This window comes from Caproiciproducens sp. LBM24188 (assembly GCF_054130445.1).
Genome location: NZ_CP196862.1, coordinates 1,501,828 through 1,517,557, shown reverse-complemented (window position 1 = coordinate 1,517,557; position 15,730 = coordinate 1,501,828). Strand labels below are relative to the sequence as shown.

Below are 15,730 nucleotides of genomic sequence, written 5' to 3'. Positions count from 1 at the left end.
AAATCAATAATTTTTTTTACAGTTTTTCCGAAATACTCTTCTTTTTTACACTAATTTTTTATTTGGAAGATACGATATAAATAATAGAATTAAGTTGGATATTCCGTCAGGAGGTTATTATTTATGATGATTTCCAGCTCAAGCAGTGCCAGCAGCAGTTCAAGCACCAGCGGTACGACACTTACTTCGAATAAAAGGTTAAGCGGCCTGATCTCCGGCTTAGATACCGATACCTTGGTGAAACAACTTACTGCGAATATACAGTCAAAAATCGATAGGCAGAATCAGAGCAAACAAATTGCCCAGTGGCAGCAGGCTTCTTACCGTGAAGTCATCAGCGCCCTGTCGGATTTCAATTCCAAATATTTGTCCTCTTCCACAAGCAGCAGCAGTATTTTAAGCAGCGACTTTTTCAATTCTACTTCCATTGGCAACACGTCCTCCTATTTAAATGTCAGCGGCTCTGCTTCCGCTGCAAAAAATATGCAAGTGAAGGAAATTTACCAGTTGGCAAGCCAGGCCAGCTTTTCTTCCACACACAAGGTTTCCAGCCAGGCAATCAAGACGGGCGCGATTTACGAAAACTATGCGGACAGCCAGGTAAATGGAAGCTATATCACTATTAATTATGGCGGTAAAGATTATAAGCTGACCGTCAGCAGTGATTTGCAACTTGGCGACTACGGCACCGACGGTAATCCGTTGGTTAACGTGCAAACAATTGTCGATGACCTTCAAAAGCAAATTGACAGCAACAGCGATCTAAACGGTAAACTGAAAATAGAGACAACAAATAGCAGTACGGGCATCAAACTATCTACCACAGATTCCACTGCAATTAAGATTATGGACGGCAGTAAAAACCTTTTAACAGGGTTAGGATTAACCGCCTCCGATAGTACTTCGCAGACTTCATTTACCGGTACGGTAAAACTGGACAGCTTATACACGAAAGCAAGCCTAAGTGAAACATTGGCTGGTTCCACACTCACGTTCAATCTGGACGGTCTGACGAAAGTAATTTCTTTCGACGAATCGGCGAAAGATAATTATAAGACTCCAGAAAGTTTAGCAAGTTATCTTCAAACAAAATTGAACTCCGCATATGGCAGCGACAAGGTGAAAGTAGAAGCAAAGGATGGACAATTATCCTTTACCACACCAAATTCCACCACTTCTGTCTTAACCACTTCTGTCTTAACCATCTCCTCTTCCAGTAAAGTCGGTGTACTAGGTGCCACCGGCGCTTTAAAGGTTTATGCAGGTTCCTCCAACCGGATTAATACCAAAATGACACTGGGCGATTTGGCAAAAGCGGGTAATCAATACCTTACAACACCGCTTACTCCTGCCATTGACGGAACCTATAAAATTAAAATAAATGAAAAAGAATTTACGTTTAAATCCACTGACTCCATCAATTCCATTATCAATACCATCAATAACGACGCGGACGCAAACGTAACCATTTCTTACTCCAGTACGTTGGACACTTTTTCAGTCGCTGCAAAAAGCGGTGGTTCTTCCGGAAAAGTCGATATTTCCGACGAAAATTTGGCTCAAGTCCTTTTTGGCACCAAAGACACCGATTATACAGTAAAAGATGGAAAGGATGCAAAGCTGAACGTCAGTTTCGATGGCGGAAATACTTTCCAAACGATTATCCGCAGCGACAATAAATTTACCTTGGACGACGTAAACTTTGAGTTATTGGCAACAAACACAACGCAATCCAACGATGATAGTGTCAGCACAATCAAGTTTACCGTTAACATTGAAACAGACGCGCTTTACAAAAAAATCAGCGATTTTGTAACGGACTACAATAAAATAATTACTCTTGCTTACGGAAAAGTAACCGAAAGCAAAAAAACTGATGGGGAAACTTACGCGCCTTTGACCGATGACCAGAAAAAGGAAATGACAGAGGCACAGATTGATGCGTGGACTGCCAAAGCAAAAAAAGGTATTCTGCAAAACGATGACCTTCTGTTTAATCTAACCAACAATCTGCGCTCCGCCATGACCGATCAGGTAGAAAGTATTAAGAGCGCCCTTTATGAAATTGGAATCACTACGGAGTCAAGCGACTATTCCAAGTCAAACGGCCAGTTGAAAATCGACGAAACCAAACTCAAAAAAGCGCTAACGGAAAATCCCGATAAGGTGGAAGCACTGTTCACCACTTCTGATGGGGACGATGACAATGTTACCAACTCGGACGGCATTGCAATCCGGCTGCAGAAAGTGATTAAGGACTATATTAACACCAGTTCAGCCAATCCTGGAATCCTGGTACAAAAAGCCGGCCTTTCTACCGATACCGTGGATAACAGCACTATTGCAAAACAGATTTCAAATTTCACTAAGAAAATTAAAGAATTAAAAACCCAGCTGGCGGATAAACAAGAATACTATTACAATCAGTTCACCAAACTGGAACAATATATGAGTCAGATGAATACACAGCTTAGTTACTTTATGAGCAGCTCCGATTCGTAAAAATCAGCGGGTTTAATTTTTAAAGAAAAATGGGAGTGTACCCAATGCAGAACAACCCAATTATGCAGTACAAGGAACAGGTCATCAATACCATGACCAAGGGCGAACAACTGGTTTTGCTGTTTGATGAGATTCTAAAAAATCTTCATTACGGTTCCATGATGATGAAAGATGGGAATTACCCCACTTCGCAAAAATGCACCGAAAAGTGCAAGGAGATTTTTCGCTATCTTTCCTCCATCCTTGACATGAGTAACAGCATTTCAGGCAATCTATATGATTTGTATTATTTTGCAAATCAGCAGATTATCCGTGCGGAGGTCAAGCGTGATCCTTCCCTATTGGACGATTTGGCTCCTCTGGTGCAGGATATGCGCGATACCTGGGCGGAAGCAGAAAGACTGACCCACATTCAAAAATAAAACAAACTTTTGTCAGACCCATCGGCAACCACCCGCCGATGGGTTCCTTTCAAACTGGAGGAAATTATGTTTAGCAAGGAAATCATGACCTGTCTGGAGCAAAAAGTAATCCTGATGACACAGATTCTCAATATTACGAAACAAATCGAAGTACAGTGCAAGCAGCCTGAAGTAAACCTGGAAAACCTGCTAGACACACGGGGCGACCTGATGGAGCGCACGAAAAAGTGCGATCATTTTATCCGTGTATTGGCGCAGCAGCTTGACGATGACCAGAAGGAACGGATTCAGCAAATTCTAAACGGGAGCGCTGTGGATTGCAGCGAAGAAGAACAGAGAGCCATGGACCTGGTACAGCAGTGCTCTTCGCTGTTTGACCGGGCAGCCGTTCTGGATCGCGCAGCAAATGAAGCAATCAAGCAAAAGTACGAAGAAACCAAAAGGATTCTGATTGATCTAAAAAAGTCAGGAAAAGAACACGATCTGTTTTACCGCTAAGACACATAAAAACATGAGGGTATGAAAAAAGCTTTCTGTCAAAACCCGTTGGATTTGATAGAAAGCTTTTTGGAATTTCTATTCATTTTAATACGTTTTCACCCCATTTGCAAAAGACTTCACGACCATTGATCCGTTTTCCGTATAAAAAAATACGGTGCGTCCGTAATTCAAACCGGTGTCTTCCGCTTTGATGGGAATATGGAAACTCATTAATGAATTTTTTACAGCCTCAACGTTTCGCGCTCCAATATTCCCGAATGCGGAATCCCCGGATACCTCGAACATCTTTGCTCCACCTGCAATTTTGGCGACAATTCGCTGGCGCAAGGCACCCATTTTCGCCATTTCATCCAGCATTGCAGGAATACAGGTATCTGCAAAACGGTGTGGATTCTCTTTTGGGTTATTCTGCGGATAATTCGGGAGCATAATATGCCCCAGCCCCCCGATTTTTGTAACAGGGTCGTAAAGGCAGATTCCGACACAGGAGCCCAGCGCGTAAGTTACAAGCGAATCGCCTTCCTTCACAACCTTCATATCCGAAATTCCGATGGTAACCATATTGCTCATAACTCAATCCCCAATTTCTGCATTAATCTGGTGAGCGAATCCATAGACGGTACTAGCAGCATATTGGCGGATACGTCATTACGATTGCTTAAGAAATCATCCTGGATAAAGATGATCTTATCCGATACCGAGCTCATTTCGATAGCAGGAACACTTAACAGCGCGCCCACCATATCTACTGAGATGGCCGGCACGGACGTTTTGATTGCCAACTGGGAAAGCGTGCTGATGGAGCCGGTATAGGCCGAAATCATGATATTCCCGATTTCTGAAATCGCAGACAGCTCCATATCAGACAGACGGTCACAGTTTACATCATTCACCCCAAGCAGACTGGATAAAACCGTTTTGGCAAAATCTTGCTCAATGATGAACATCATGATGCCTTCAATATCGCCGTACAGCTTAGCCAAAATGCCAATCACCGGGTTTTCCGGGCCGCCAAGAGCATTCGCAGCATCGTTGATATCCAGAATGCGAACCGTTGGCACCGTCATATCCACCTCGGTATTCAGCATCTGGGAAAGGGATGTCGCCGCGTTGCCAGCCCCGATATTACCGATTTCTTTCAGCACGTCGATATGCATTTCATTCAGCTGTTCCAAATTTACAATGGACATTTCAATCCCCCCCTGCCGCCGCATATCGGCTTTTTTCTTACAGAACCTCCTTCCTGCGGTTGATTTGAAGGAGGTTCATATCTTTTAATTTACTTGCTCATGGAACATCCGACGGAAGAACAGGGCCAAACACAATGCCATTTTGATCCGGGTAAAACTTCGAATTGCTGAATTCATTGTTGATATTCATGGAGTAAGGGCCGATTGTGATCTTGGTACCGGGGTAAATAACCCCCGTGCCAATTACGTTGTAATCAATCAGGCTGGTTGCATTTTTTCGGTACTGCTCAATCTGGTGCGTAATCTCTTCGATCGCCTGCGTCAGCTTGCTTTTCTTCACGATAGATGCCTTAATCAGCATCTTGCCGCTCTCCGACCCAGTTTGCCCGCTCTGGGCAAGCTGCTCCAACAGAACTTCGTAACCTTTTGTAAACGCTTCCAGTTCCTGCTGGGCATTTGCCAGCTTTTGATTCAGGACATCCAGACTACTGGCTTCCCCATAAGAAGCAAAAATATTATTTAGATTGCTGGACTGAATAGAAACCTTTGTAATGGCATTGCCGGATGTTCCGATGTTCTTCAGATAAACCCTACGCCCAACCTGATAATTTCCACCAATCAGAGAAGCTTTCGGGCCTTTTAAAATGATGGAGCCGCCTGCAACCACATGGCAGTTCATCAGGACATCCGCATAAACATCGTTTTCTGAAAATAGGTTCGCGTTTTCAAAATATTTACCGGAAATATTTCCGCCTGCGCGAATGGTTCCCTTTGCCATTCCATGCATACCGTTGGAGATGGAAATCGAACCGCGCGCTTCCAGCAGCGCTCCTTCCGCCATGCCGCGCACGGTAATATCATGCCCGGACTTGATGGAAAACCCCTCCATTACATCGCCCTGAACAATCACTGAGCCGTTCGTTTCAATATTGCCCGAGGCGCCGTCAACATTGCCCCGCACAATATAAACCTCATTGACATTTACTTTGGATTTCAAATTTTCCACACAGCCATCGGCGGCGGCCAGTAAAGAAAGGCCGTCCTCCGAAATAACAGTGTTCGTACCAACCGGAAGCACCGGCATCCTTCCGGGTTTGAACGGAACCGGGCGATTATAAACGTCGATTCCGTCGGTTCCGGTGGTAGGAGGGGTAATACTGCAAAGCACATCCCCCTTGGACACATTCTGAACCAAGCCCAAGTCCTTAAAATCCACCGTACCGTCTTCCCGCTCTTTCGGTCTGAGCGTTTTGTCCGTATTGAAGTGATAATTCAAGATTCCGTCTTTGCCGTCAATGGGAAGGATTCCCTTCGCACAAATCAGTTCAGAGAAGAATCTTCGTTCCTCACAGAACGTTTTAATTGCATCTTCACAGATCCCATACTGTATATTGTTTTCTTTTAAGAAATCCAAAATCTGCTCATAAGTTATTTTTTGGTCTAAAGTCGCCGGTTTTACTCGCAGGTAAGCCGTCATATTATCCGCTGAAATCTGAAGAGTAAACTGAGGTTTCAGTTCTTCTTCGGACGATCCAGCCGTAATGGGTCGACCACTGGTCAGTGAATCAGATGCGTTATTCATACGAACCACTTTCCTTATCCCATATAAAGATTATACTTAAAGTCCTTCATTCTTACCGCAGATTATTCACAGTCTGCATGATTTCATCCGACATCTGAACGATCTTTGAATTCATCTGAAAAGCTCTTTGCAATTCCATAACCGACGTAAGCTCGGTCGAAAGATTCGCAGAGCTTTCTTCCAGCCAGCCCTTTTTCACAGCGGGATTTTCCACCCGCGTGGCGGCACCGGAACGATCGGTCGCAGTAAAATATGAATTGCCCTCACGGGAAAGCCCGTCGCAGTCCGGGAAAGAATAAACAGCAGCCGGAACATCATCTGTTTCACTGTTTACCGTGATTCTCTGGCCGTTTGCACCCAAAACATAGCCACCTGTGGAATCAACCACATATTTCAGACCGTTTTCTTCGGAAATATGGAAATTGCCGTTGCGGGTATATTTTATGGTTCCGCCTGTCTGCACAGCAAAAAACTCATTGGGCTGAGTCAGCGCATAATCCATCATTTGACCGGTCTGTTTTAGTCCGCCTTGTGTGAAAACCGTATCGGTTTTGGCCAATTTAGTGCCATGGCCGTTCTTTAAATCCGTCTGCGTATTCGGTGCGGCATGAATGTTGGTATAAAGCAGATCGGAAAAAGTAGGTTCCGTCGCTTTATAGCCGGTTGTTTCCACGTTGGCGATGTTGTTGGCTGCAACATCAATTCCCTTTTGCAGTTGAATTGTGCCAGTAGCCGCCGTATAAAATGAAGTAATCATTGATAATCCCTCCCTATCTATTTTTCACTTAATTAATCTTCGCAATTTCCGTTGATGCACGGCTCATGACCTGATCATACATCTTAACGGCCTGGGAACAGCTCTGCAGTTCCCGTTGAGCCGCCAGCGCATTCGTCATTTCCTCCGCAGGATCCACATTGGAACCCTCCAGCTTCTTCCAGCTAATGTTCGGGTTCTGAAGAAGCACAGCTCCCCCCGTCGCCGTGTACATACCGTTATCTGCCAGCTTCAGGTTGTTGTAGTCGGCGAAGTTATAAACGCCGAGCGTTCCGACCGTCGTTCCATTCACCATAAGGTTTCCTGCTTCATCGGCCTGTATCTGATCGGTTCCGACACGAATCGGGTTTCCGTCCGCGCCCAGCACTCTTCCCTCGTTGTTCAAGATTAGGTACCCTTCCTCATCGACATTAAAGCTGCCGTTGCGGGTATAGCGGACCCCGTTGTTTCCCCGTACCGCGAAAAAGCCTTCGCCCACGATTGCAAAATCCAAAGCACGGTCGGTAGACTTTAACGTGCCTTCGGAGTGAATAACGTTTGTTTTATCCGCAATGGTTGCAAGGCTAAGCGAACCAATCGGCGTGGAGGACTGAGAATCCAGCCGGCTGATGACCATCTCACCAAACGTTGTGGTAGAAACCTTCTGCTTTTTATATCCATTGGTTTCCGCGTTAGCAATGTTATTACTGATTGCGGTTAATTTTCTGCTCTGGGTAATCAGCCCCGAGCCCAGCATATAAAATCCTCTTTCCATGGTTAGCCTCCATCATTGATTATAATATTCCGTCAGGCTTTTTTTCAGCTTGCGCAGCGCATTGGAATGGATTTGAGAAACCCGGGAGTCACTGATTTCCATTACGCTGGATATTTCTTTAATCTTTAGCTGTTCCTTATAATACAGGGAAATCACAAGTTTTTCCTTTTCATTCAGGTGGTCGATGTAATCCGCCAGAACATCTTCCAACTCTTTTTCCGCAATGACCTGTTCCGGGCCGCGGATTGGGTCGCTGGTCATTCCAAATTCAATATTCTCGGCGCCTTTTTCATAAATCAGTTCCTCAAAGGAAAGCATGTTCAAAGAGCAGGTCTCCGCCTGCATCTTTTGATAATCCTCCAGCGAAACACCAAGATAATCGGCAAGCTCCTGATCCGTAGGGTTTCTTCCAAACTTATGGCTCAGATCGTTTTCCGCTTCATTCAGATTTTTGGCAATTCGCTTCAGGCGGCGCGGGAAGCAGTCCTGCTTACGGATATAGTCAATCATAGCTCCTCGGATTTTAATCGAGGCATAGGTTTCAAATTTCACTTTCTTATCTGGGTCGAATTTTTCTACGGCATCCAGAAGAGCAATCAATCCTTCATTTACCAGATCGTCCATATAGTTAAAATACTGATAGCGGCCAATGGTTTTCAGAGCGATGCATTTTACCATGTAGCTGTACTGAATCACAATCTGATTTCTGATCTCCGTGTTCCTGGTCTGCCGGTATTCCGCCCAAAGATCCTCAACCAATGTCTGACACGGTTCTGAATTCTTCATTCAGCCATTCCCCCCTTCCGAAAAGCATGTTCCTTTGTATTGCGGCAGGCGCTATTCCAAGGTAACATTGGCAACCGCCTGAATCTGTACATTTGAATTCAATTCATTGAAGGACAAAACGACGGCGTTCGGATAAAACTGTTCCAACATCTTGCTGAAATAAATTCGCACCAATGGTGAAGTCAGGATAATCGGTACATTAATTACGTCCTTTACCTTGGTGATGCAGTCCATCAGCTTTGTAATAATCTTCTGGGTGGATTGAGGATCCAGCGACAGGTAAGTACCCTGCTCGTTTTTCGTGATTGCATTTAGAATCATCCGCTCGACTTCGCTGTCCAGCGTAATGACGCGAATCTGTCCGCCGTCGGACCACTTACGCGTAATCGTACGTTTCAGCGACTGCCGTACATATTCCGTAAGCACTTCGCTGTCATGCACGGTCGGCGCATAATCGGAAATGGTGCTCAAAATGGTTTCCATATCGCGAATCGGAATTCCTTCTTTCAAAAGGTTGCAGAGAACCTTCTGAAGATTGCTGTAGGAAATAATGCTTGGAACCACTTCGTCGACCAGAGAAGGATCGGCCTTCTTGACCGACTCCAGCAGTTGGTTAACATCCTGGCGGGTGAGCAGTTCATGCGCATGGTGACGGATGGTTTCCGAAAGGTGCGTAACCATAACAGAAAGCGGATCAATAACGGTATAGCCGTAAATTTCAGCCATTTCCTTTTTATCCGGCGTAATCCATTTGCTCGGAATTCCGTAAGCCGGTTCAATGGTTTCAATCCCGTCGATATTGCCGGTCAGATTTCCCGGATCAAGCGCCAGGTAATAATTGACCAAAACTTCTCCGCGGCTGACTTCTTCGCCCTTGATTTTGATCACATACTGGTTTGGGTTCAGCGAACCGTTGTCGCGCAGACGAACCGCTGGAATCACCGTACCCATATCCATTGCAAACTGCTTCCGGAAAGTAACCAGTCGTTCAATAAAGCTGCTGCCGTTGCTTTCATCAACCAAAGGAATCAAGCTGTAGCCGAATTCCATTTCGATTAAATCGATTTGCAGCAGATTGTAAACATTATCAATATTGTTGTAGAAAGAGGCTTCATCCTGTTCCGGCTGCTGCTCCGCCAATGCCGATTGAGCCCCTTCCGCTGCCACTTCCTCCTGCAGCGCTTTGCGTTTCCGGATAGTCAGGCCGCTCACAATCAGCGCGCCGGCCACAATCAGCAGCTGTACCACCGGCATTCCCGGAATCAGGCACATTGCGCATATTGCGCCGCCTGAAATAATCATAACAATTGGTTGTCCAAAGAACTGGCGGGTTACATCCAGGCTCAGGGTTGCGTCGGAAGCAGCGCGTGTAACGATCATACCGGTCGCGGTGGAAATCAAAAGTGCCGGAAGCTGGGAAACCAGACCGTCACCGACGGAAGCCGTGGTGTAAGTGGAAAGCACATCGTTAATGGAGCCGCCACCCTGCACCATGCCGATAATGGAACCGCCAATCAGATTGATAAACGTAATCAGAATGGATGCAATCGCATCTCCCTTAACAAACTTGGTAGCACCGTCCATAGCGCCGTAAAATTCCGCTTCGCGCTGAATATCTTGGCGGCGGGTGCGTGCCATTTCTTCCGTAATCAGTCCGGAGTTCAAATCAGCATCAATTGCCATTTGTTTACCAGGCATAGCGTCCAACTTGAATCTGGCCGATACCTCGGAAACGCGTTCCGAACCTTTCGTAATAACCATAAAGTTTACGATAACGATGATCAGGAACACAATAAAGCCAACAACCAGATTACCTGCCAAAACAAAGCTGCCGAACGTATGAATAACCTGACCAGCCTGCCCAGAATTGGTAAGAATCAAACGAGTTGAAGAAATATTAAGGGCAAGGCGGAACAAGGTAGTAATCAAAAGCAGAGACGGGAAAATAGAAAACTGCAGTGCATCCTTTACGTACATGGTCATGAGCAGAATCATAATAGAGAAAGAAATATTGATAATCAGCATCATATCCAGTACGAAAGAAGGAAGCGGAATGATAATAAACGCAATGATCACAATCACAAAGATGGCAACAACATTATTTAGAAGTTTCAAAATCACCCTGACTCCTTTTCATGGAATATACCCAAGCCATTATTTCAGCCAGTACTACGTAGTATTGAGGTGGAATTACCGCATTTACCTCAACCTCGCGGTATAGCGCACGGGCGAGCGGTCTGTTTTCCGTCATTGGAATATGGTTTTGCTCCGCTATTTCTATAATCTTCAGCGCCACATAGTCCTGTCCTTTTGCCACGACTACGGGGGCACTGTCTTTTTCAATGTCATATCTCAGCGCAATCGCAAAGTGCGTAGGGTTTCTTACAATAACGTCTGCTGTCGGAACCTGCTGCATCATGCGCTGATTTGCCATTCGTCTTTGCCGTTCACGAATTTGCCCCTTAATCTGGGGGTCGCCTTCCATCTGCTTATATTCGTCCTTTACTTCCTGCTTGGTCATGCGAAGGCTGCGCTCGTATTCCCACCACTGATACAAATAGTCCAGCGCGGCAATTGCGACAAACACGACCGAAAGTTTAATGACGATGTTCATGATTGAATTCAGAATGTAGTAAACCGCCTGTGCAACATCTTCGTACATTAGCTTGGCAACATCATTCAGAATTTCTTTTCCGGAGGTATAAAGCATGGCGGCCATTACGATGATTTTAATAAGGGATTTTACGACTTCGATAACGGACCGCAGAGAGATCAGGCGTTTTATCCCCTGAATCGGGCTAAGCCTGGAAAATTTGAATTTCAGGTTTTCCTTGGAAATCTTGAACCGGGTCTGAACACCTGTACCAACCACCCCTGCCACAATGGAAGCCAACATGACAGGTCCTGCCATCAACAGAAAGGCAATGGTACAATCCCGGAACAAATCCATAACAAAATCGGTGGATAGAACATCAACCGTTTTGGTATAAACGAAATACTTCCGCAAAAATCCGGACATGTACTGATAAATAAACGGGAAAACCAGCTTCAACGTGAAAAAAAGGGTTAAAATGGATAACGCGCTGACCACGTCTGCACTTTGAAAAATGTTACCTTTTTTTCGTGCGTCTTCCTTTTTTTTCGGCGTGGCCTTTTCGGTTTTGCTGCTGTCGGCCATATCATCCCCCCCACGGCAAGCTATTTTGGCGAGATGGTTCTATATCAATCTACGGGGAGGATTATACGGCAAAGCAAAATTCTTTTGCTGCAACGTATAAACACCGCGTTAGGTAAGCTGTATAAACACATGATTGAGATTATCGAACATCAGGGAAATCATCCGCTCCAGAAAAGCGGAAAAAGCAGGCACCAGAAGGAAAATCATCAAAAATCCGATGATAACCTTCATTTGAATGTTAATGGTGAAAACATCAATCTGAGGGACAGCACGCATTACAATGCCGACGGCTATTTCTGTAATAAGTTCCGCGGCCAGAACGGGAAGCGACATTTTCACTGAATAAATCAGGATCAAGCTGAATAAGGAAAGAAGGTTGGACATCAGCTCCGGCTGAAAATTCAAAGAACCGTAAGGCACCAAAGTGCAGAGCTTAACAAACACCTGAATCAGCGTCAGGTGGGAATTCGATGCAAAAAAGATTAGAATGAACATTGCGTTCATCAAAGAGCCGGTAAGTGGCATGGAAATATTGCTGGAGGGATCATAAATTTTAGACATGGAAATGCCGATCTGCATATCCATGGTTTCTCCGCTCATTAAAATAACGGACAAAAAAAGCTGAATTACATAACCGACGATAAACCCGACCATCAATTCCTTTAAAAGCTCGACAAAGAATACTAGAAAAGATGAAATCGCCAGATGCTGAACCGGCACAAGATTGTAGGTAAAAACAGAAAGCATCAGCGACAGACCAATTTTAATGACAACCGGGATATTCCGCCTTCCGAATATCGGGTTAAACAAAATGCAGCCCGACATTCTCATAAAGATCAAAAGCAGAAGAGTAAAATCATAATCAAATTCCATATCGCCTTATGACCAAGCCCTTTCCGCTTTAAATAGTGACATTTTTCGACCGGAACAACCGGCTTCCCGTCCCTTGTCCGCCGCCGGACCTTAATTCATTCGAACAATCATATCAAATATGTATTTCACAAAGTCATTCATGGTCTCCATCATCCATGGACCAAGAATCACAAGGATTAGTGCAATGACAATCAGTTTTGGAACAAAAGAGAGGGACTGTTCATGAATCTGCGTCGCTGCCTGAAAAATGGAAACAATCAGGCCGACCGCCATACTGCCAAGCAAAACCGGGGCTGCAAGTTTCATCGCTGCAATCATGGCAGCCTGTATTACCCCGACAATTTCCGAAGTTGTCATTCAACAATGTACCTTTCTGTTTTATAATTCTCCAAACCTAGACGTTAAATCCGGCGACAAGGGTCTTAAACAGAAGACTCCAGCCATCAACCAAAACAAAAAGCAGCAGCTTGAACGGCAATGAAATCATGGAAGGCGGCAGCATGACCATACCCATGGACATCAGGGTGCTCGAAACGATCATATCGATGATCATAAACGGGATAAAAATAAGGAATCCGATTAAGAACGCGCGCTTCAGTTCACTGGTCATAAACGCCGGAATAATCACCGTCAGGGATAAGTCATTCACCGATTTGACATTCTTCGTTTTCGAAAGATTGATAAACAGGTTCAGGTCATCCTTTTTGGTCTGCTTCAGCATGAATTCCTTCATCGGAGCAGAGGCCTTCTGAATAAACTCTTCCTGTGTGATTTTCTGCGCCTTGTAAGGCTGATAAGCGTCTGTGTTGATCTGATTCAGCACCGGTGACATGATAAACAGAGAAAGAAACAACGCGATCGCAATCAACACCTGATTTGGCGGCGTTTGCTGAAGACCGAGAGCGTTCCTCAAAAAAGACAATACAATTATAATCCGGGTAAAGCAGGTGGTCATGATCAGGATGGATGGCACCAGACCCAGAATCGTAAACATCTCAATGATCTGAAGCGTATCCACGCCCTTGCCGTTCACATTCACATTCACGTTGGATGCGGCGGAAGCGCCCATTGGTACCAACATTACAAAAACAAGCGACAGCACACACAGGAGAAGAACTTTTTTTCTAAGACTTCTTTTTTTCTTCTTCTCTTTCGCCGGTTCTGGCATCGCCGCCTTTAGCAGGTCTTGCGTTGTTTCTGTCAAGCGTTTTCACATCCAATCTGTTTTTCATGGTGGAACTTAAAATTTCAAGAAAATTCCCGCCCATATTAAAAGCAGGCTGCTGGGCTTTAATGTCTTCTTTGGAAACCTCGTGAAGAATTTCAACTCCGTTGTTTGAAAACCCGATCAGATAGTAGCTTCCGCAGATTTCCGCCAAAGCGAGCCCCTTATCCTGCGCAAGCGCAACTTTCTCCAATATATGAATATTGGTAGTGTCCGTCATGCGGTTTGCTTTTTTGGCGATGAACTTGCTAAACAAATAGCACAGATACAGCACCGCGACAACCGCAAGCAGCGACAGAATGAGGGGCAGTATATCCGTTGAGTAACCCGATCCGGTTAACTTCGTCAAACAGGTTCCTTCCTCTCTCTCGGTATCAGGCTCAGCCCAAAATACTATTGACGGTTTTCATAATGCGATCGGGCTTAAACGGCTTTACAATAAAGTCCTTTGCGCCGAGCTTCAGGGCATCTACTACCATGGTTTCCTGCCCCATTGCAGAACACATCACAACTTTAACGTTCGGGTCCATTTCCTTCAGCCTTTTCAGCGCTTCCAGACCATCCATAACCGGCATGGTGATATCCATAAGAACCAGATCCGGCTTTTCGGCCGCATAGGTGGTTAACGCCTGTTCCCCATTGCCAGCCTCGACGATTTCCGTATACCCGTTTTTCTGCAGAGTATCCTTAATCATCATTCGCATAAACGCAGCGTCGTCAACTAACATAACTTTCTTTCCCATTGTGTTTCCTCCTAAAAAATGTGCTAAACTCAGAGTAACTTCATGATTTCGCTGTTGCTGGAGATTTCCGTAATTCTTACTCCGTAAAAATCATCTACCACGACAACATCGCCCTTGGCAATTTGTCTGCCATTGACGAAGACATCCACCTGCTGACCTGCCTGCTTGTCCAACTCTAAAATCGTTCCTGTGGTAAAATCAAGAATATCCTTGATTTTTCTGGAAGTACGTCCAATTTCAACGGTAATTTCCAACGGAACATTCATAATCAGACCCAGATTGGTATTCTGGTCGTTGGTCAGGGAAGAATCCTGCTCATCAAAGCTCTGATAGGTGGCGCTCCGGACATCGTAGCTTGGGGCCGGGTACGGCGCGGGCCGGTTAATTGGAGCGGGCGCAGGAGCCGATGCGGGAACCGGAGCCGGCATTGGAGCCGGTGCAGGCGCGGGTGCCGGTGTCGGAACGGGTGCAGGTGCAGGCGCGGGTGCAGGTGTCGGAACGGGTGCCGGTGCAGGCGTGGGCGCGGGTGCCGGCGCGGGTGCCGGCGCGGGTGCCGGTGCCTGCGGCTGTGCTGCGGCAGCAGCGCTGTCATCAAAACCGAATGTGGAAATCAGTTCTCTTGCCAGATCAACTGACATCAAACTGATAAATTCACTGTTCACCAGATCCCCGATGAGCAAATTAAAGTGAATTGCCACAACCGGATCGTCATCTTTAAAATATTTGTTTTTAAACTGCTTGGAATTTTCAATTTGAAAAGAATTCGGCGGTGAAATGTTGATGGCACGATTCAGAAGCTGCGAAAGCGCCGTGGAAGACGCCCCCATCATCTGATTCATGACTTCACAGATCGCACCCAGGCTCATTTCGTCCAGGACAAATTCCTGATCGGAATAATCTGTTTGCAGCAGCAATCCGACGATCACTTTCACATCAGATTCTTTTAAAATCATGATGTTTTTGCCATTCAGACCGCTTACATAGTTAATTTCAACCGCAACCGCCGGTTCCAACGATTCAAAATGAAATTCATCCGATTTTGTAACCTGAACCCTTGGAGTTGTAATCGTTACCCTCTGGTTCAGCAGCGTTGAAACAGTGGTCGCCGAAGACCCCAAGCTGATGTTCATAATTTCTCCTATGGTATCAACATCCATGGGAGAAAGAACATTGTTCATCGGCTCCATAGAAATCACCTT

17 protein-coding genes are annotated in these 15,730 nt (G+C 45.4%); 3 read left to right on the top strand and 14 right to left on the bottom strand.

All coding sequences use genetic code 11. The features are described 5' to 3' along the window. Positions 1-123: 123 nt before the first annotated feature. The 3 genes from fliD to ACSVDI_RS07195 all read left to right on the top strand — a co-directional run bounded on the left by fliD (position 124) and on the right by ACSVDI_RS07195 (position 3,422). Positions 124-2,502, top strand: a complete 2,379-nt coding sequence (gene fliD, locus ACSVDI_RS07205; protein WP_457941769.1) for a flagellar filament capping protein FliD — start codon at positions 124-126, stop codon at positions 2,500-2,502. Between the two features lie 44 nt (positions 2,503-2,546). Beyond that, positions 2,547-2,924 (top strand): flagellar export chaperone FliS, encoded by a 378-nt coding sequence (fliS, locus tag ACSVDI_RS07200; RefSeq protein ID WP_457941767.1) that lies wholly within the window; start codon positions 2,547-2,549, stop codon positions 2,922-2,924. A gap of 66 nt (positions 2,925-2,990) precedes the next feature. Beyond that, on the top strand, positions 2,991-3,422 hold the full coding sequence (locus ACSVDI_RS07195) for a hypothetical protein (protein WP_457941766.1): 432 nt from the start codon (positions 2,991-2,993) through the stop codon (positions 3,420-3,422). Positions 3,423-3,509: 87 nt separating this feature from the next. On the opposite strand, the gene ACSVDI_RS07190 is transcribed toward ACSVDI_RS07195, so the two are convergent. The 14 genes from ACSVDI_RS07190 to fliY all read right to left on the bottom strand — a co-directional run bounded on the left by ACSVDI_RS07190 (position 3,510) and on the right by fliY (position 15,718). Further along, positions 3,510-3,995, bottom strand: a complete 486-nt coding sequence (locus ACSVDI_RS07190; RefSeq protein WP_457941764.1) for a chemotaxis protein CheD — start codon at positions 3,993-3,995, stop codon at positions 3,510-3,512. After that, positions 3,992-4,615, bottom strand: coding sequence for a chemotaxis protein CheC (locus ACSVDI_RS07185; RefSeq protein ID WP_457941763.1), 624 nt, complete (start codon positions 4,613-4,615; stop codon positions 3,992-3,994). The genes ACSVDI_RS07190 and ACSVDI_RS07185 overlap by 4 nt, the downstream gene beginning before the upstream one ends. 97 nt (positions 4,616-4,712) lie before the next feature. Then, entirely contained in the window at positions 4,713-6,197 is a 1,485-nt protein-coding gene (locus tag ACSVDI_RS07180) for a DUF342 domain-containing protein (protein WP_457941762.1), read from the bottom strand. A gap of 52 nt (positions 6,198-6,249) precedes the next feature. Continuing rightward, a complete protein-coding gene (locus ACSVDI_RS07175) occupies positions 6,250-6,954 on the bottom strand; it encodes a flagellar hook-basal body protein (protein WP_457941761.1) in 705 nt (234 codons plus the stop codon). Positions 6,955-6,982: 28 nt separating this feature from the next. After that, positions 6,983-7,726, bottom strand: coding sequence for a flagellar hook-basal body protein (locus ACSVDI_RS07170; RefSeq protein ID WP_457941760.1), 744 nt, complete (start codon positions 7,724-7,726; stop codon positions 6,983-6,985). A 12-nt stretch (positions 7,727-7,738) separates the two neighbouring features. After that, the gene (locus ACSVDI_RS07165) at positions 7,739-8,512 is read right to left on the bottom strand and encodes a sigma-70 family RNA polymerase sigma factor (protein ID WP_457941759.1); all 774 of its coding nucleotides are present in this window, start codon (positions 8,510-8,512) and stop codon (positions 7,739-7,741) included. 51 nt (positions 8,513-8,563) lie between these two features. After that, complete coding sequence (gene flhA / locus ACSVDI_RS07160) at positions 8,564-10,627, bottom strand: flagellar biosynthesis protein FlhA (RefSeq protein WP_457941758.1); 2,064 nt, start codon at positions 10,625-10,627, stop codon at positions 8,564-8,566. Next, entirely contained in the window at positions 10,611-11,690 is a 1,080-nt protein-coding gene (flhB, locus tag ACSVDI_RS07155; RefSeq protein ID WP_457941757.1) for a flagellar biosynthesis protein FlhB, read from the bottom strand. Before flhB ends, flhA begins: the two co-directional genes overlap by 17 nt. A gap of 108 nt (positions 11,691-11,798) precedes the next feature. Then, a complete protein-coding gene (fliR, locus tag ACSVDI_RS07150; protein ID WP_457941756.1) occupies positions 11,799-12,563 on the bottom strand; it encodes a flagellar biosynthetic protein FliR in 765 nt (254 codons plus the stop codon). A 90-nt stretch (positions 12,564-12,653) separates the two neighbouring features. Beyond that, on the bottom strand, positions 12,654-12,920 hold the full coding sequence (gene fliQ / locus ACSVDI_RS07145) for a flagellar biosynthesis protein FliQ (RefSeq protein WP_457941755.1): 267 nt from the start codon (positions 12,918-12,920) through the stop codon (positions 12,654-12,656). A 37-nt stretch (positions 12,921-12,957) separates the two neighbouring features. Beyond that, positions 12,958-13,644 (bottom strand): flagellar type III secretion system pore protein FliP, encoded by a 687-nt coding sequence (fliP, locus tag ACSVDI_RS07140; RefSeq protein ID WP_457945616.1) that lies wholly within the window; start codon positions 13,642-13,644, stop codon positions 12,958-12,960. 43 nt (positions 13,645-13,687) lie between these two features. Further along, positions 13,688-14,137 carry a FliO/MopB family protein gene (locus ACSVDI_RS07135; protein WP_457941754.1) on the bottom strand — a complete coding sequence of 150 codons (450 nt, stop codon included), beginning with the start codon at positions 14,135-14,137 and terminating at the stop codon, positions 13,688-13,690. A 31-nt stretch (positions 14,138-14,168) separates the two neighbouring features. Continuing rightward, positions 14,169-14,531, bottom strand: coding sequence for a response regulator (locus ACSVDI_RS07130; protein WP_457941753.1), 363 nt, complete (start codon positions 14,529-14,531; stop codon positions 14,169-14,171). A gap of 29 nt (positions 14,532-14,560) precedes the next feature. Next, positions 14,561-15,718, bottom strand: coding sequence for a flagellar motor switch phosphatase FliY (gene fliY, locus ACSVDI_RS07125; RefSeq protein ID WP_457941752.1), 1,158 nt, complete (start codon positions 15,716-15,718; stop codon positions 14,561-14,563). Between the last annotated feature and the right edge of the window lie 12 nt (positions 15,719-15,730).